This is a genomic window from Mycolicibacterium stellerae, assembly GCF_003719305.1.
GTDB lineage: Bacteria > Actinomycetota > Actinomycetes > Mycobacteriales > Mycobacteriaceae > Mycobacterium > Mycobacterium stellerae.
Genome location: NZ_RARC01000009.1, coordinates 148,088 through 165,196, shown reverse-complemented (window position 1 = coordinate 165,196; position 17,109 = coordinate 148,088). Strand labels below are relative to the sequence as shown.

The following is a 17,109-nucleotide window of genomic DNA, read 5'->3' as shown; positions in this document are numbered from 1 at the left end:
CACGCAAGAAGGGTCCAGCGATGAGCACACTGCACAAGGTCAAGGCGTACTTCGGGATGGCGCCTATGGACGACTACGACGACGAGTACTACGACGACGAGGACCGTCCGTCGCGCGGATATCCGCGCCGTGAGCGGTTCGGCGAAGAAGGCTACGGCCGCTTCGACGACCGTTACGGCGAAGAGGAGATGGCAGGCGCCTACCGGGGCGGCTACGCCGACGAGGGCCGCTTCCACCCGCGTGAATTCGATCGCGCCGCACCGAGGTACGCCCCTCTGCGTGGCTCGACACGGGGCGCGCTGGCGATGGATCCCCGTCGGATGGCGATGCTGTTCGACGAGAGCAGCCCGCTTTCGAAGATCACGACGCTGCGGCCCAAGGACTACAGCGAGGCCCGCACCATCGGTGAGCGTTTCCGCGATGGCACCCCGGTGATCATGGACCTGGTGACCATGGACAACGCGGACGCCAAGCGACTCGTCGATTTCGCCGCCGGCCTGGCGTTCGCGCTGCGCGGATCCTTCGACAAGGTCGCCACGAAGGTGTTCCTGCTGTCGCCAGCCGACGTCGACGTCACGCCCGACGATCGCAGGCGCATCGCCGAGACCGGCTTCTACGCCTATCAGTAGGTCGGCCGCCGTGCCGCGGGCAGCTCTGTGCTCCCCGCGTGCGCGCATGGGCCGGGTAGGCTGACGGCATCGCGACGGCCGGCAGCGGCCCAGCGCCGCAGTATTCAACGTCACACATCGCAGTAGTGAGGTCGGCTTAGTTGGCCCTGTTCTTTGAGATTCTGGGTTTCGCGCTGTTCGTCTTCTGGCTGCTGCTCATCGCCCGCGTGGTGGTCGAGTTCATCCGCTCGTTCAGCCGCGACTGGCACCCAAGGGGCGTCACCGTGGTGATCCTCGAGATGATCATGACGCTTACCGATCCGCCGGTGAAGCTGTTGCGGCGCATCATTCCGCAGCTCACGATAGGGGCGATCCGCTTCGATCTGTCGATCATGGTGCTGCTGCTCGTCGCGTTCATCGGCATGCAGCTCGCGTTCAGCGCCGCGGCCTGAGAGGCCGTGAATCGCCGTTTGCCGAGCGCCGCAATTGGCTTTAAGAAGATTGAATTTCGCTCTTAAATTTTGGCCTCGGGTGCAACCGGCGAGTCTGGTGTGACAGGATGGGCGCCAGTTACTTCACTGACGTTCTACACTTTGAGATCGATTGACGGTCCGGACCATCTAGGGGGCAGACAATGCCGCTCACTCCAGCCGACGTTCATAACGTCGCCTTCAGCAAGCCGCCCATTGGCAAGCGTGGCTACAACGAGGATGAGGTCGACGCCTTCCTCGATCTGGTTGAGAACGAACTGACTCGCCTCGTCGAGGAGAACGCCGACCTTCGTCAGCGGGTGAGCGAGCTCGACCAGGAGCTGGCGACCGCGCGGGCCGGTGGCGGAGCGCAGCCAACCCAGGCCATTCCGCTGTATCAGCCCGAGCCCGAACCGGAGCCGGCTCCGCAGCCCGTCTACGAGGCGCCGCCGCCTGCTCCCGCCCCGATGACCGAGGATCAGCACCTCAAGGCGGCCCGCGTACTTGGCCTGGCCCAAGACACCGCCGACCGGCTGACGTCGACCGCCAAGACCGAGTCGGAGAAGCTGCTGTCCGACGCGCGCGCCCAGGCCGACCAGATGGTCAACGAGGCGCGGCTGACCGCGGAATCGACGGTGGCCGAGGCCCGTCAGCGTGCTGACACGATGCTCGCCGATGCCCAGGCCCGGTCGGAGACCCAGCTGCGTCAGGCCCAGGAGAAGGCCGACGCGCTGCAGGCCGACGCCGAGCGTAAGCACTCCGAAATCATGGGCACGATCAACCAGCAGCGCACCGTGCTCGAAGGCCGGTTGGAGCAGCTTCGGACGTTCGAACGCGAGTACCGCACCAGGCTCAAGACCTACCTGGAGTCCCAGCTCGAGGAACTCGGCCAGCGCGGCTCCGCTGCTCCGGTGGATTCGAGCGCCAACAACGACAGCGGCGCCGGATTCAACCAATTCAACCGCGGCAACAACTGAGCCCCGCGCCCCTCGGCGAAGGGATTGACCAATGCTGATCGTTGCTCTTGTGCTCGCCGTAATCGGCCTTGCGGCCTTGGTGACCGCGGTCGTCACGAGCAATGAGCTGATCGCCTGGGTCTGCATCGCCGCGAGCGTGATCGGCGTCGTACTGCTGATCGTCGACGCGCTGCGGGAGCGTTCCCGCGCCGATACCGCGCCGTCGCAGGAGGCCGACGAGGAGATCGTCGAGGACTATCCGGAAGAGCCGGAGGACGAGGTGGACGCCGAAACCACTGCGGCCCCAACCGAAACCGTCGACAGCGACGCTGCTGAGGTCGCCGAGGAAGACAGCAACCCGCGCTAGCGCGTCGGCGTGGCCAGCAGCTCGCGGACCTCGCTGTCGGAGACCTGGTGGAAGTCCACGTACACCTGCCCGACCGCTTCGAACGAGGTCGGCATCGTCGCGCACACCACGTCGTCGGCCTCGCGGCCGAGTTCACGGCAGGCCGACGGCGGGCCGACCGGAACCGCGACCACAACGCGTGCCGGCTGTGCGGCACGCACCGCGCGTACGGCGGCGAGCATGCTCGCGCCGGTGGCGATCCCGTCGTCGACGATGATCGCGACCAGATCCTTGGCGTCGGCAGCCTCCCGACCGCAGCGGTAGGCCTGCTCGCGTCGGTTGAGCTCGCAGGTCTCGCGTTCGATCGCGGTGCGCAGCGCTTCGTCGCTGATATTCAGGCTTTTCATCAGGTTGTCATTGACCACAAGGCCGCCGCCGCTGGCGAGGGCACCCATCGCGAGCTCTTCCCACTGCGGCACGCCGAGCTTGCGGACCAGGAAGACATCGAGCGGCGCCCGCAGGGCGGCGGCAACCTCCCAGCCGACCGGAACGCCGCCGCGCGCCAACCCGAGAACCAGAATGTCGTCTCTGCCGTGATAGGCCGTCAACGCCTGAGCCAGGACCTGGCCGGCTTCGCGGCGGTCCCGGAAGGTACGTTTTGCGCTTCGTCGCGCGAGTCCACTCCAACCGGCCATGACTATGTGTTCCCATTTCAGGGGCGGATTCCCAATTGGGGACTGATTTAGCCTACGACGGGCAATCCAACTGCGCCTCGACTCCGAATTACTGAGACAAGTTGGGCCGAGCATGAGCGCGGCCGAAAGGGACCATGGGCATCGAGTACGAAAGCGTCGTCGATCATCCGCTGGATGAGGTATTCGCATGGCACACCAGGCCTGGCGCCATGGCCCGCCTCGTTCCGCCATGGCAGCCGATGACGGTGGTGTCGGAAACCGACTCGCTGGCCGACGGTCAGGCGGTGCTGGGGCTGCCGGGTGGGCTGCGCTGGATCGCCAAGCATGACCGGGACAGCTTCGACCCGCCGCACCGCTTTGCCGACGTGCTGTCATCGGCGGGCCCGCGCTCGCTGCCACCGCGCGTCATCGGCTGGTGGCGACACACCCACAAGTTCTCCGAAGCGCCCGGCGGCCGAACAACGGTGCGCGATGAGGTCGACACCACGGTTCCCGGTGCGGCACTGCGGCCGACCTTCGTCTATCGACACCGTCAGCTGGCCGACGACCTGGCCGCACATCGCGATGCCGCCTCGGCGGGTGCCCGGCCCATGGTCGTCGCGGTCACCGGCGCGGCAGGCCTGGTCGGGTCGGCGTTCACCGCCCTGTTGACGACCGGCGGTCACCGGGTGATTCGGTTGGTCCGACGGCCGGCATGCACCAAGGACGAACGGCATTGGCGGCCCGATGCTCCCGCGTCCGACCTGCTGTCGGGGGTCGATGCCGTGGTGCACCTGGCCGGTGCCTCGATCGCGGGTCGGTTCACAAAGGCGCACAAGGCCGCCATCCGCGACAGCCGCATCGAACCGACGCGCATGCTCGCGCGCGCGGCGGCCGACAGCGACGACGGCCCGAAGGTGTTCGTCAGCGCCTCGGCGATCGGGATCTACGGGTACGACAGGGGCGACGCGCTGTTGTGTGAGGACAGCATGCGCGGTGACGGATTCCTGGCTGACCTTGTGGCCGACTGGGAGGCCGCCACCGGCCCGGCCGCCGACGCGGGGTTGCGGGTGGTCGCTGTTCGCACCGGAATCGTGCAGGCCGCGGCGGGCGGCACGCTGAGACTGCTGCGGCCGCTTTTCTTGGCCGGGCTTGGCGGCAGGATGGGTAGCGGCAGACAGTGGCTGTCCTGGATCGGCCTCGACGACCTGCTCGACGTCTACTACCGCGCCCTGTACGACAACAGACTGACCGGTCCGGTCAACGCGGTCGGGCCTGCGCCGGTTCGCAACGTCGACTACACGAAAGCACTGGCCGACGTACTGCACCGGCCTGCGCTGGTGCCCGTGCCGTCATTCGGGCCGCGCCTGCTGCTTGGCGCTCAGGGTGCCCGCGAACTCGCCGAGGCCGATCAGCGGGTGGTGCCGACCAAGCTGGCCGAGCTGGGGCACCGGTTCCGGCACGAAACCGTCTCCGACGCCTTAGCCCATCAGCTCGGGCACGGCTGATGAGCGACCTGAGATAGAAATCCGCGCACCAGACCGCGAATGCGGCGGGCCGCGTCGCTCTCGAGTTCCTTTGTAGCCGAAAGCAATTCGTCATTGGTGAGGCCGAAGCTGGCTACCTCACCGTTGGGATCATCGGCCAGCCAGGTGTCGAGCAGGTCGTGATCCACTTCGGGATGGAACTGAAGCCCGAGCGCCCGACCGAGCACGAACGCTTGTGACGCATTGGCGGTTCTCGCGATTTCGGTGGCGCCTCGCGGCAGTTTCCATGTGTCGGAATGCCATTCGAACCACGGGCCGCCGGGTATCAGACCCTCGTCGTCGCTCGTCACGTCGTACCAGCCGATCTCCGGTCGGGTGGACCGGGCCACCGACCCGCCGAAAGCCTGGGCGAGCAACTGGCCGCCGAAGCAGACGCCGAGTGTCGGCACACCCGCGTCCGCGGCATCGCGCAGCATCTGCATTTCGGTGCCGACCCAGGTCTGGCGCAGCGCTTCGTCGTACACCGCCCACCGCGCGCCCAGCGGCACGATCACGTCGTAGGCCGTCGGATCGGGGAACGCCACATCGCCGACGGGGTCGTTGACCCGGTCGGCGGGCACCACGCTGAATGTGGAGACGTCATAGCCGCATTCGGTGAACGCCTCGCCGAGCAAGCCCTCGGTCGCCAGGTGCTCGTTGTGGATGAACAGTACTTGGGGCGCCATGGTCAAAGATTATTTCGGAGGCACCGGCGGCGCGTCGTCTGGGGCGAGTTCCTTGGCGATGCGCCGGAACAGCGTGTCGGCCTCGTTTCGGTAATTGCCCTGGTCATCGAATGCTTCGGGTTGATAGGTGACGACGACAGCAATCCCGATCTTCTTGGCGGGAAGGTAGGCCATCACACCGGCCTCACCGGCAAATAGGGGGTTCTGCAGCAGCCAGTCGCCGGAGATCACGACGCCCATCCCGTAGGTGTAGCCGTCGTTCATCTCCATGCAGGTCGTGCAGTCGGGCATGGCGCGGGTCTTGCCGCGCAGATCGGTGGACGCGAACTTCTGGTAGGACTGTTTCGACAGCAACTTGCCAGAGCCGAGCCCCGCCGCGCTGGCCTCCATGTCGTAGATGTTCGTCGTCTGGATCGCGCCGTGGGTGATCGTCCATGACGGGTTCCAATAGGTGGACTCCTCGTAGAACGGTGTGCCGCCGGGTATGTTGAGCGCCTCGCGCCGTTCGCTGCTGAACGCGTGCAGAACCGGGACCGGTATCTCCGGGGTGAACGAGTTCGCGGTGTTGGTCAACCCGAGTGGCCGTAACACTTTGTCGTCCAAGAGCTTTGGCATGTCCTCGCCGGTGGCTTTCTCCAACGCCTTGCCCAGAAGCACGTAGTTGGTGTGCGCGTAGTTCCAGTTCGTGCCCGGCTCGTACAGAAGCGGTCTCGACGTCGCGAAGCCGAGCAGCTGATCGGGCTCCCACTGGCGGAACGGGTCCTGGTAGAGCGCCTTCTCGAACTCCTTGTTGCCGATCACGTAATCGACGTAACCGGAAGTCATTTGGCCTAGCTGGCCGAGCGTGACACGGTCGGCGTTGGGCACGTCCGGTAGCCATTTCGACAACTTGTCGTCGAGGGTGACCAACTTCTCGTCGACGAGGATCATCAGCAGTGTCGAAACGTAGGAGATCGCGACGGCGCCGTTGCGAAAATGCATGTTCGTCGTCGCCGCAACATTGGTCATGGAGTCGCCGGCGGCCCGCGTGACGACCTCTTTGCCGTCGACGGTGACTCGGACGATGACCGCCTTCAGGTGCGCTTGCGCCATTGTGTCGCGCACTATCGCCATCACCGCGTCCGCCGTGGCGGGATCGCTCGTCGAAGCAGGGGAGTCCGCCGGACGGGGCGGCGCCGGAGCGCAACCGGCAAGCAGCAACAGCGCGCAGGCAAGGCCGACGGTGCGACGGGTCCGGGACATGCGGCGATCTTGACAGACCGCGAGTTTGGACACGGTCGCCTTCGGCTATTCCGGGTGGCGTGGCGGAACTCGCAGACTGGTTCCTCAGCGCCGCAGAGCGAGGCAACCCGGCCACCAAGATTCCGGCCTGGAGCGCGGGTAGTCGCGTAGAGCCGTTGATCCACGGTGCGACCTATTTCGACCGGCTGGTGACCGAGGTCGAGGCGCTCGGTGCGGGTGACTACCTGTTCTTCACTGATTGGCGTGGCGACCCCGACCAGAAGATGCGCGACGACGGCCCGACCGTCAGGGAGTTGTTCTGCTCGGCGGCGCACCGCGGTGTCGTCGTCAAGGGACTGGTCTGGCGCTCGCACCTGGACAAGTTCGCCTACAGCGAGGAGGAGAATCAGCACCTGGGCGAGGCGATCGAGGCGGCGGGCGGTGAGGTCCTGCTCGACCAGCGCGTCCGATTCGGTGGCTCGCACCACCAGAAGCTGGTGGTGATCCGGCACGCCGGCGAACCCGAGCGCGATGTCGCGTTCGCCGGCGGCATCGACCTGTGCCACTCCCGCCGCGACGACGAGACCCACCGGGGGGACCGCCAAGCACAGCAGATGGCCAAGCAGTACGGGGAGCACCCGCCGTGGCATGACGTCCAGCTTCGGCTGCAGGGTCCGGTCGTCGGCGCTTTGGACACCTCGTTCCGTGAGCGATGGGACGATCCCGCTCCGCTGGACATGCTCTCACCGATCGCGTGGCTCACCGACAAGCTCCGCGGCGCCGATCTGGATCCGGGGGCGCTGCCCGAGCAGCCGGCCGATCCGCCGCCGTGCGGTCCGCACACCGTCCAGGTGCTGCGCACCTACCCCGACGCGCATTTCGAATACGACTTCGCCCCGCATGGTGAACGCAGCATCGCCCGCGGCTATTCGAAGGCGGTTCGGAAGGCCAGGCGACTCATCTATCTGGAGGACCAGTACCTGTGGTCGAAGCGCGTTGCGAAATTATTCGCGCGCGCCCTGGCGGACAACCCCGAACTGCATCTGGTGGCCGTCGTGCCGCGACATCCCGATGTCGACGGGCGGTTGTCGTTGCCGCCCAACCAAGTCGGCCGTCAGCAGGCCATCGAAGCGTGCAGAGCCGCCGATCCGGAACGGGTGCACATCTTCGATGTGGAGAATCACGAGGGTACGCCGGTGTACGTGCACGCGAAGGTGTGCGTTGTCGACGATATCTGGGCCACGGTCGGCAGTGACAACCTCAATCGGAGGTCGTGGACCCACGACAGCGAATTGTCCTGTGCGGTACTGGATGACACCGGAGAGTTCGCCAGAGACCTGCGGCTGCGGCTGCTGCGCGAGCATCTCGATCGGCGCGCCGATGGAATCGATGACGAAGGGCTTGCCGACCCCGACACCGTCGTCGACGTCATCGAGGCGTCCGCAAAGGCGCTCGAGGACTGGCACACAGGCGGCAAGACAGGCCCTCGACCACCCGGCCGGTTACGCCCACACCGCCCGGAGAAGCTCGGCGTGCTGACCCGGTCGTGGGCCGTTCCGGCGTATCGGGTGTTCTATGACCCCGATGGTCGGTCCTACCGCGCTCGGCTCAGGGACGAATGGTGAAGATCGTCGGATGCTGCCACCGTGCGCCGCAGGCACACATAGGCGACTGCGCCCGCGATCGCGGTGAGCACACCGGCCAGCACGAACGTCGCGCGCGTACCGACCTGCTCGGCGACCCAGCCCATCATCGGCGCGCCGATCGGTGTGGTGCCGCCGATGGCAACGACCAGTAGCGCCAGGACTCTGCCACGCATCTCGGGGGCGGCCGTCAACTGCAACCACGTACTTGCGAGCGACTTGAACAGAACGCTGCCCGCGCCCAGCGTGAACACCAAGCCGAACGCGACCGCCAGGGTGGGCGAGAGGCCGGTGGCCAGCAAGAGAACGGCCAGCACCAGCGCCGCGCCGACGATCCGCCCGATCGTCGCCTGCAGCAGGCCTGCCAGCGCGAGACCGCCGATCACCGACCCTGCGCCGAGGGCGCCGAGCAGATAGCCGACGGTGCGCGCGTCCCCGTGGAACGTCTCGCGCCCGAGCAGGGCGAGAAGGAGTTGGAAGTTGTAGGCCACCAGCCCAACGGACGCCAATAGAGCAAGGGGGACAAAGAGTTTGGGTGTATTACGAACGTAGGCCAGACCGGCACGCAGCTGACCGGCGCCCCTGGCGACGGGATCTGGAACCGCGAGTTCGCCGGGGCGCATCAGGAGCAGGCCCGCGACGACCGCAAGAAACGACAGCGCGTTCAAGAAGAAGGTGTAGGGGAGTCCCACTGCGGCGATCAGGATGCCGGCGACGGCGGGGCCGACCACCTTCCCGGTGTCCTGGATGATGTTGTTGAGCATCACCGCGTTCGCCAGGTGCGGGGCCGACACCATTTCGCTCGGGAAGGATTGTCGCGCAGGCTTGTCCAGCGCGTCGATCAGTCCTCCGAGGAGAGCCAGACCCAGCACCAACGCGACGTTGATGTGGTGGCTGAGCGTCAGGACGCCAAGAAGGAGCGATGGGATCATCGCCGCCGTTGCGGTGACGATCAGTATGTTGCGCTTGCTCATCCGGTCGGCCAGCAGACCACCCCACGGGGCGAGCAGGAGCACCGGCAATTGCTGAGCGGCAAGCGTGATGCCTAGCCACGCACCGGAGTTCGTCAGTTCCAGGACCAGCCAGGCTTGCGCCATCTTCTGCATCCACGTACCGGCGAGCGACACCGACTGGCCGATGAAGTACAGGCGGTAGTTGCGGGTGTGCAGCGAGGCGAAGGTGGCGGTCAGGTAGCGCTTCACGCCTTGACCGCCAGCAGATGCTCGAGTGCGGTGACCGACGCCAGCAGTGCCTTCTGGTCGGCGGCGTCGAGTGCCTCGAACTGCCTCACTAGGTAGGCGTGCTGGCGGGACCGTGCATCCCGCAGGGCGTCAAAGCCGTGGTCGGTCAGCCTCACCAGGAAAACGCGCCCGTCGTTCGGGTCGACCGAGCGCCGTAGGTAGCCGACGGCCTCGAGCTTGCTCACCGCTCGCGTCATCGTCGACTTGCTGACCTGCTCCAGCCGGGCGAGATCGCCCAGTCGCAGTTCGCCGTGCCGCTCCACGGTGGTGAGCGCCGAGGTCTGCGACGCCGTCAGCGGAAGGTCCGCGCGCTTGCGCAGTCGCCGCGACAATCGGTGCACCGCCTGGCCAAAGGCGGCGACCTGTGGTGCTTCGGTCATCGGAACGGTCACGATTCCGATAGTACGCCAAGCGTACTTTCGGTGCGCCAGCCCAGATATACGCGCTTACGCTGATGTTTTGCGCCTTGTCAGGACCGCATGCTGGCTAGCATGAGCCAACTCGAGTGGAGCGAACCCGCGGACGTGAGGAGCAGTATGGCCTCCGCCGTGAGCGGGCTACCGACAGGAACGGTGACGCTGCTGCTTGCCGACGTCGAAGGTTCGACGAGGCTCTGGGACACCCAGCCAGGGGAGATGACGGCTGCGATCGCGCGGCTGGATGCGATGCTGACGGACCTGGTGGCCGCCCATGGCGGCGTCCGCCCTGTTGAGCAGGGTGAGGGCGACAGTTTCGTCGTCGCGTTCGCCCGCGCCAGCGATGCGGTCGCGTGCGCGTTGGCGCTGCAGCGCGCGCCCCTTGCGCCGATCCGGCTGCGGATCGGCGTGAACACCGGCGAGATCCAGTTACGCGACGAAGGCAACTACATCGGCCCGACAATCAACCGCACCGCAAGGCTTCGCGACCTCGGCCACGGCGGACAGACGTTGTTGTCGGGCGCGACCGAGTCGATGGTGATCGACCACCTGCCCGACGATGCCTGGCTGAATGACCTCGGCGCGCACCCGCTGCGCGACCTACCCCGGCCAGAACGCGTTCTGCAGCTGTGTCACCCGGATATCCGAAATGATTTTCCTGCGCTGCGAGCGTCGGAAACCGAGTCGGTCGCGCGTCTGCCGGTGCAGCTGACGAGTTTCGTCGGACGTGACGGACAGATCGACGAGGTGCGAAAGCTGTTGGGCGCCAACCGTCTGGTGACGCTAACAGGAGCAGGCGGCTCGGGCAAGACACGCATGGCAATCGAGGTCGCAGCTGAATTCGGCGACGACGTTCGGTACGTCGACCTGGCGCCGATCACCGACCACGACCTGGTGCCCGTCGCGGTGTCTCGCGCGCTCGGCCTGCCAGACCAGCCGGGCCGGTCGGCGATCGACACGGTGGTCAAGTTCATCGGCGATCGTCGGCTGTTGATGGTCCTCGACAATTGCGAGCATCTGCTCGACTCGTCGGCGGACCTCATCCTTGCGGTGCTCGAAGCATGTGCGGGTCTGACGCTGTTGACGACGAGCCGTGAGCCCATCGGGTTGACGGGTGAGATTTCCTGGCGGGTGCCGTCGCTGTCCGTGGACGACGAGGCGGTCGAGTTGTTCCTAGATCGCGCGCGTCGGGTGCGCGCCGACTTCGCCGTCACCGACGACGAAGCCAAGACGCTCGGTGAGATCTGCGAGCGGCTGGATGGTATGCCCCTTGCCATCGAGTTGGCGGCCGCGCGGGTGCGCGCACTGTCGTTGACCGAGATCCTCGACAGCCTGCGTGACCGCTTCCGATTACTGACGGGCGGCTCGCGCCGCGCGGTACGCCGCCAGCAGAGTCTCGAAGCGTCTGTGGACTGGTCGCATGCCCTGCTGACCGAGCCCGAGCGCACGCTCTTTCGTCGGCTCTCCACATTCATGGGCGGGTTCGATCTCGACGCTGCACAGCAGGTGTGTAGCGGCGGCTCGTTACCGCGACACCAGATTCTCGACCAGTTGACGCTGTTGGTCGACAAGTCGCTGGTAGTGGCCGAAAGCACAAGCGGGCGAACGCGATACCGGCTGTTGGAAACAGTTCGTCAATACGCTATGGAAAAGCTCGGCGAGTCGGGCGAAGCCGACGATATCCGGGATGCGCACCGTGACCATTACACGTCGATGGCAGCGCAGCTCGATACACCGACTCCGCGTCTCGAGTATCTCGTGAAGCAGGTCGAGACCGAGATCGACAACATGCGTGCGGCATTCGCATGGAGTCATGAACACGACGAGATGGTGCGCGCCCTCGAGCTCGCATGCTCACTTCAGCCACTGTGGACCACGCGCGGGCGCGTCCAGGAAGGCCTTGCGTGGTTCAACTTGGTCCACAACGGCACTATCGCCTCAGACAACACGATCCCACCGGCGACCCGGGTGAGGGCGGTGGCAGACCAAGCCGTCCTGCATTCGTGGGCAGTAGTCGTTACCTCCGGACTGGAACAGGCCGAGGAAGCGCTCGTGATAGCACGTGAGCTGGACGATCCGGTACTCGTTGTTCGCGCCCTGGCATCGTGCGTCGCTGCGGCTGCCTTCAACGCGGACGCCGCGCGTCCCTACCTCGCCGAGGCGACGGAGCTGGCCCGGCGGCTGGGCGAAAAATGGAGGCTGAGCCAGGTTCTCGGGTTCGGGGCGCTCGCGGCGATTTTGGCCGGTAATCCCAAGGCGGCGGTAGCCGTCGGCGAAGAGGGCCAGGCGCTCGCCGACGAGGTCGGCGACCGGTTCATGTCCCGCTTTTGTCGGTACTGGGGTCTCGCTACGTCGGCTTTTCAACGAGGTGACGTGTCGGGCGCCATCGCCATGTACCGCGCCATTGACGCTGAGGCGGATGCCGCGGGCGATGTGAATCACGTGTTTCTTGCCCGGGTCGCGATGGCGAATGCGCTCGTGTTGCTCGGAGACACCGCGGAGGCACGACGCCTTGCCGAGCAAGCGGTCGAGATGTCGAGAGGACTTGGTCCCTACCTCGAGCCATGGGCATACGCCCCGTTGGCGCAGGCAGCGTTGGCAGAGGGTGACGTGCAGGCAGCGGTCGACGCAGCGCAGGCAGCGTCGCAGCGGCTCGGCGAACAGCCTGAGCTGGCCGTCGCGGATCTCACCCCGGTGGCCGAACTCGCATTTGCCCGCGGTGATCTGGATGAGGCCAAGCAGTGGGTCGATGCATCCATCCCGGCCACCCACGGGTGGTTCCTGGCGAAAGCCCTGGTGACGCGGGCTCACATACTTGCAGGACAAGGTGACCTTGAGCATGCCGAGCACGATCTTCATCAGGCGCTCAACACGGTCAGCGAGCTGGAGTGCTTCCAGATCGTTCCCGACGCACTCGAGGTCATCGGGCAACTGACTGCCGCGGCAGATAATCACCAGGAGGCGGCGCGCTTCGTGGGCGCGGCGTCGGCGATCAGGCGACAGCAAGGCGGCACCGTCCGGTACAAGATTTATCAGCCTGCACACGAGGCGGCAGTCGCGAAGGTTCGAGATGCACTGGGCGAGAACGATTTCGCTGCGGCTTGGGTGGAAGGCGAGGCACTGTCGCTCCACCAGGCCATCGCCTACGCTCAGCGCGGTCGCGGCGAACGAAAGCGGCCGTCGACCGGATGGGGGTCGCTGACGCCGACCGAACTCGACGTCGTGCGATTGGTCGCGGACGGACTCGGCAATAAGGACATCGCTTCGCGCCTCTTCATCTCCCATCGCACAGTGCAGACGCACCTGACCCACGTGTACTCCAAACTCGGAATCACGTCGCGCGTCGCGCTGGCCCAGGAGGCCGCCAGGAACGGCTGATCGTTCGAGACTGCGACTACGCAGGCGTCTTCTCGGACTTTGTCTGCGTAGCCGCAGTCTCAACGGACCTTTCGGTCATTTCATCGCGCGGTAGCGCCGCTCGGGGCGGCCGACGCCGTACTGCAGCCGGATCTCCAACGCGCCGGTGCCGAGGTAGTGCTCGAGATAGCGGCGCGCGCTGACCCGGGAGATGCCAACGCGCTCTGCGCATTCCGCCGCGGAAACCTCACCAGCGTGGTTGACGGCATCGAGCACCAGGCGTCCGGTCTCCGCGCCGAGGCCCTTGGGCAGCAACGCCTGCGGCGACGGCGCTCCCGCACCGCCGAAAAGCGAGTCGATCAGCGATTGGTCGACGCCGTCGGCGGATTCCAGTGCATCGGCCCGCGCCGCGAATGCTTCCAGCTTGGCCTTCAACTGATCGAACTCGAACGGCTTGATCAGGTAGTCGGCCGCGCCGCCGTCGAGTGCACCGGTCACGGTGTCAAGCTCGCGGGCCGCGGTGATCATGATGACGCCCACCCGGTCGCCGCCAGATCGCAACTGTTGCAACACCTCGAGCCCGGTCATATCCGGTAGGTAGACGTCGAGCAGGATCAGGTGTGGTTGCAGTTCGCGGGCCGCCGTCAGCGCTTCCGTCCCCGTGCGGGCCACACCGACCGCGCGGAAGCCGTTGACCTGCTCGACGAACCGACGGTGGATCTCGGCCACCATGAAGTCGTCGTCGACGACCAGCACGTCACGCATGAGCGGCCTGCCTCGCCGTCACCGTCTCCGGCAACCTCACCACGAACAGCGCGCCACCCGTCGCGGCATCGCTCACCTCGACGGCGCCACCGTGTTGCGCGGTGACCAACCGCACCAATGCCAGCCCGATGCCACGACCGCCCGGCGCGTCCGGCTTGGACGTCACGCCCCTGGCGAAGATCTCTTCGCGAAGGTGTTCTGGCACACCGGGTCCGGAGTCGGCTACCGAAATCGTCAGACCGTCCCGGTCGTCGATATGCACCGTCACCCGGGCTGGCTCCGCTCCCACCGACACATCGACCGCGTTGTCGATCAGGTTGCCAAGCAATGTGATCGCATCCGTGGCCACCGCGGGGGTCAGCGCGGCCAGATGTGACTCCGGTGCGAGTTGCAGCGACACGCCGCTTTCCGCCGCCAGCGAGGTCTTCGCGATCAGCAGTGCCGCCACCGCGGGATCCGAAATTCGACTGGTGACGGTGTCATTGATCTCGGCACGCCGCCGCGTGAGCGTCCCGACGAGGTCACGGACGGAGTCGTACTCGCCGAGCTGCACGAGTCCCGAGATGGTGTGCAACTGGTTGGCGAACTCGTGTGTCTGCGCACGCAACGTGTCGGTGACGCTCTTGTGCGACGACAGTTGGCCCTGCAGCGCCGCGAGCTCGGTGCTGTCGCGCATCGTCGTCACCGTACCGATCACCTTGCCCTGGCTCGTGGCCGACCGTCGGTTCAACGCCAATACCTTGGTGCGGGTGGCGATCACGACGTCACGGCCGTCGTCCCCGGAGAGCAGGAACTCGACGACGGCCGGGTCCAGGCCGATGCTGTCGACGCGCCGTCCGACCGCGTCACCGCCGACGCCGAGTAGCTCCTGTGCGCTGTCGTTCAGCAGCGTGACGTCGCCCTCGTTGTTCACCGCGACCACACCCTCACGAATACTGTGCAGCAACGCTTCCCGGTGATCGGCGAGGCCGGCGATCTCGGCGACCTCCAATCCGCGGGTGTGCCGTTTGATGCGCCGGGACAGCAGCCACGACGCCAGCAGGCCGAGCGCCGCACCCAGGCCGAGATAGAACAACAGCCGCTCACCTGCGCCGCTCAGTAGCTCCCACACCGACGGATAACCCTCGCTCACCGACGCGACCGCCAACACATCGCCGTCGATCGAGAGGATCGGCACCTGGCCGACAAGGCTGTGCACACCGTCGACGTCGTCGTCGCCGAACCAGGCCCTGCCCTCGTCGGCCCGGCTGGGTCCCAAGTCCATCCGCGAGCCGGCCCGCGAAGGATCCGACGAGACCCGGATCGTGCCGTTCGGATCGAGAATCTCGGCCAGGTCAGCGCCCGACAGCGCCACACCGCGATCCACTTCCGGCGCGAGCACCTTGGCGGCGAACGGGTCGGCGAAGCGATCCCGGACGACGGGTGTCGAGGCCATGTTCTCGGCCACCGCGATCATCCGCTGCCCCCGGACCTCGCGGAACTCGCTGGTGGACTGGGTCACCGAGACCGCAGCGACCGCGAACAGCACAACGACGACCACCAGTAGCTGGAAGACCAGGAACTGCCCGCCCAGGCTCCGTGACCAGGCCATGTACTTAATGACCAATACTTCCTTTGCGTTCTCATTAGTGACTTGAATCACTGTCAGGGTCCAGTATTGCTGAGCATCACAACTGAAGTGATTGGGGACGAACGTGTTGGCAACCCGACAGAAGGCGATATTGATCATCGCCGTGATCGCGGCGCTGCTGCTCAGCGGCTGCGGCGTGACGCGTGGCGAGGAGGCGCAGGGATTCCACCGGTTGCGCATGATGGTGCCGAACAGCCCCGGCGGCGGCTATGACCTGACCGCGCGCACCGCGGTCAAGATCATGGAAGAGGACGACATCACCGGGCGCATCGAGGTCTTCAACGTCATCGGCGCAGGCGGCACGGTCGCGATGGCGCGTTTGATGAACGAAAAGGGCAACGACGACCTGATGATGACGATGGGGCTCGGCGTCGTCGGCGCCACCTACACCAATGGATCCAAGATCAAGGCGTCCGACGCGACGGCGATCGCCAAGCTGATCGAGGACCCGGGTGCCATCTTCGTTCCCGCCGACTCGCCGTTCAAGACGGTGAAGGACTTCGTCGCCGCATGGAAGGCCGACCCGTCCAAGGTGACGATCGGCGGCGGTTCGTCGCCCGGCGGCCCGGACCACCTCTTTCCGATGGAACTGGCCAAAGCCGTCGGGGTCGACCCAAAGAAGGTCAACTTCGTCACCTACGACGGCGGCGGTGACCTGCTGACCGCGCTGCTCGGCAAGAAGATCACCGTCGGCACGTCGAGTCCGGGCGAGCTCATCGACCAGGTCGAGGGCGGTCAACTGCGGGTGCTGGCGGTGTCCAGCGACGAGCGGGTTGAGGGCATCGACGCCCCGACGCTGAAAGAGGCCGGGATCAACATGACATTCGCCAACTGGCGTGGGGTTCTTGCGCCGCCGGGGATTTCCGACGATTCCAGAAACGCGATGGTGAAGGTGCTCGAAGAGTTGCACGGCACGCAGCAATGGAAGGAGGCGCTGGTGAAGAACGGCTGGACCGATGCATTCGTGACCGGTGCAGAGTTCGAACAGTTCCTGAAGGACCAGGACGCGCGGGTTTCGTCGACGCTGACCGAACTGGGGCTGCTATGACGACCACCGAAGAGCCGCAGGAACACGCCGTCGCGAAGACCGTCGACAAGGCGCAGTATTTGGTGTGCGTCGTTCTCGTGGTGGTCGGCGCCTTCTTGATCTATGACGCCGTGACGCTCGAAGCAGGTTTCGCGAAGGTCGATCCCGTTGGCCCCAAACTGTTCCCGATCGTAATCGGTGTCATCCTCATCTTGCTCGCCATCGTGCTGGCGGTTGCGATACCGCGCGGTTCGGTCGGTGAGGCCGACGCGGGGGAGGACGTCGACCCGAACATGCCGAGCGACTGGCGCACCGTTGGCATGCTCGTCGGTGTCTTCGTCGCAACGATCCTCTTGGTGAACCCGCTCGGCTGGGCGATCACCGGAGCGCTCCTGTTCGCCGGTGCGGCGACGATCCTCGGAAGCCGGCACTACGTCCGAAACATCGTCATAGGTGCGGTGCTCTCGGTCGGCAGCTTCTATGCGTTCTATTCCGGGCTCGGAATCCCGCTGCCCGCAGGCATTCTGGACGGAATTCTCTGAC

The 17,109-nt window shown here is 66.0% G+C and carries 16 protein-coding genes; 9 read left to right on the top strand and 7 right to left on the bottom strand.

The annotated features are described in order from the left end of the window. Positions 1–20 precede the first annotated feature (20 nt). The 4 genes from D6M19_RS14170 (at position 21) to D6M19_RS14155 (ending at position 2,401) form a co-directional block, all read left to right on the top strand. Positions 21–629, top strand: a complete 609-nt coding sequence (locus D6M19_RS14170; RefSeq protein WP_123025850.1) for a cell division protein SepF — start codon at positions 21–23, stop codon at positions 627–629. A gap of 140 nt (positions 630–769) precedes the next feature. After that, positions 770–1,060 (top strand): YggT family protein, encoded by a 291-nt coding sequence (locus tag D6M19_RS14165; protein WP_123025849.1) that lies wholly within the window; start codon positions 770–772, stop codon positions 1,058–1,060. Positions 1,061–1,242: 182 nt separating this feature from the next. After that, positions 1,243–2,055: a DivIVA-like cell division protein Wag31 gene (gene wag31, locus D6M19_RS14160; RefSeq protein WP_123025848.1), complete on the top strand. Its 813-nt coding sequence runs from the start codon at positions 1,243–1,245 to the stop codon at positions 2,053–2,055. Between the two features lie 31 nt (positions 2,056–2,086). Beyond that, the gene (locus tag D6M19_RS14155; protein WP_123025847.1) at positions 2,087–2,401 is read left to right on the top strand and encodes a DUF308 domain-containing protein; all 315 of its coding nucleotides are present in this window, start codon (positions 2,087–2,089) and stop codon (positions 2,399–2,401) included. On the opposite strand, the gene D6M19_RS14150 is transcribed toward D6M19_RS14155, so the two are convergent. Beyond that, complete coding sequence (locus D6M19_RS14150) at positions 2,398–3,075, bottom strand: phosphoribosyltransferase (protein WP_123025846.1); 678 nt, start codon at positions 3,073–3,075, stop codon at positions 2,398–2,400. The genes D6M19_RS14155 and D6M19_RS14150 overlap by 4 nt on opposite strands. A gap of 134 nt (positions 3,076–3,209) precedes the next feature. On the opposite strand from D6M19_RS14150, the gene D6M19_RS14145 reads away from it, so the two are divergent. Next, a complete protein-coding gene (locus D6M19_RS14145) occupies positions 3,210–4,562 on the top strand; it encodes a TIGR01777 family oxidoreductase (protein ID WP_123025845.1) in 1,353 nt (450 codons plus the stop codon). On the opposite strand, the gene D6M19_RS14140 is transcribed toward D6M19_RS14145, so the two are convergent. Beyond that, positions 4,544–5,266 (bottom strand): type 1 glutamine amidotransferase, encoded by a 723-nt coding sequence (locus D6M19_RS14140; RefSeq protein WP_123025844.1) that lies wholly within the window; start codon positions 5,264–5,266, stop codon positions 4,544–4,546. The genes D6M19_RS14145 and D6M19_RS14140 overlap by 19 nt on opposite strands. Positions 5,267–5,275: 9 nt before the next feature. Beyond that, positions 5,276–6,508, bottom strand: a complete 1,233-nt coding sequence (locus D6M19_RS14135; RefSeq protein WP_123025843.1) for a serine hydrolase domain-containing protein — start codon at positions 6,506–6,508, stop codon at positions 5,276–5,278. A 59-nt stretch (positions 6,509–6,567) separates the two neighbouring features. Between D6M19_RS14135 and D6M19_RS14130 the strand changes: the two genes are divergently transcribed. Beyond that, the gene (locus D6M19_RS14130; protein ID WP_123025842.1) at positions 6,568–8,112 is read left to right on the top strand and encodes a phospholipase D family protein; all 1,545 of its coding nucleotides are present in this window, start codon (positions 6,568–6,570) and stop codon (positions 8,110–8,112) included. Here D6M19_RS14130 and D6M19_RS14125 read toward each other — a convergent pair. After that, the gene (locus D6M19_RS14125) at positions 8,082–9,332 is read right to left on the bottom strand and encodes an MFS transporter (protein ID WP_123025841.1); all 1,251 of its coding nucleotides are present in this window, start codon (positions 9,330–9,332) and stop codon (positions 8,082–8,084) included. The two genes, D6M19_RS14130 and D6M19_RS14125, sit on opposite strands and share 31 nt — an antisense overlap. Further along, a complete protein-coding gene (locus tag D6M19_RS14120; RefSeq protein WP_123025840.1) occupies positions 9,329–9,763 on the bottom strand; it encodes a MarR family winged helix-turn-helix transcriptional regulator in 435 nt (144 codons plus the stop codon). Before D6M19_RS14120 ends, D6M19_RS14125 begins: the two co-directional genes overlap by 4 nt. 87 nt (positions 9,764–9,850) lie before the next feature. Between D6M19_RS14120 and D6M19_RS14115 the strand changes: the two genes are divergently transcribed. Next, positions 9,851–13,165, top strand: a complete 3,315-nt coding sequence (locus tag D6M19_RS14115) for a LuxR C-terminal-related transcriptional regulator (RefSeq protein ID WP_123025839.1) — start codon at positions 9,851–9,853, stop codon at positions 13,163–13,165. Positions 13,166–13,240: 75 nt separating this feature from the next. On the opposite strand, the gene D6M19_RS14110 is transcribed toward D6M19_RS14115, so the two are convergent. After that, the gene (locus D6M19_RS14110) at positions 13,241–13,909 is read right to left on the bottom strand and encodes a response regulator (RefSeq protein WP_123025838.1); all 669 of its coding nucleotides are present in this window, start codon (positions 13,907–13,909) and stop codon (positions 13,241–13,243) included. Then, entirely contained in the window at positions 13,902–15,500 is a 1,599-nt protein-coding gene (locus D6M19_RS14105; RefSeq protein WP_123025837.1) for a sensor histidine kinase, read from the bottom strand. Before D6M19_RS14105 ends, D6M19_RS14110 begins: the two co-directional genes overlap by 8 nt. Before the next feature lie 106 nt (positions 15,501–15,606). Between D6M19_RS14105 and D6M19_RS14100 the strand changes: the two genes are divergently transcribed. After that, positions 15,607–16,587 (top strand): Bug family tripartite tricarboxylate transporter substrate binding protein, encoded by a 981-nt coding sequence (locus D6M19_RS14100; RefSeq protein ID WP_123025908.1) that lies wholly within the window; start codon positions 15,607–15,609, stop codon positions 16,585–16,587. Next, positions 16,584–17,108, top strand: coding sequence for a tripartite tricarboxylate transporter TctB family protein (locus D6M19_RS14095; RefSeq protein ID WP_123025836.1), 525 nt, complete (start codon positions 16,584–16,586; stop codon positions 17,106–17,108). The genes D6M19_RS14100 and D6M19_RS14095 overlap by 4 nt, the downstream gene beginning before the upstream one ends. The last annotated feature ends 1 nt before the right edge of the window (position 17,109 follow it).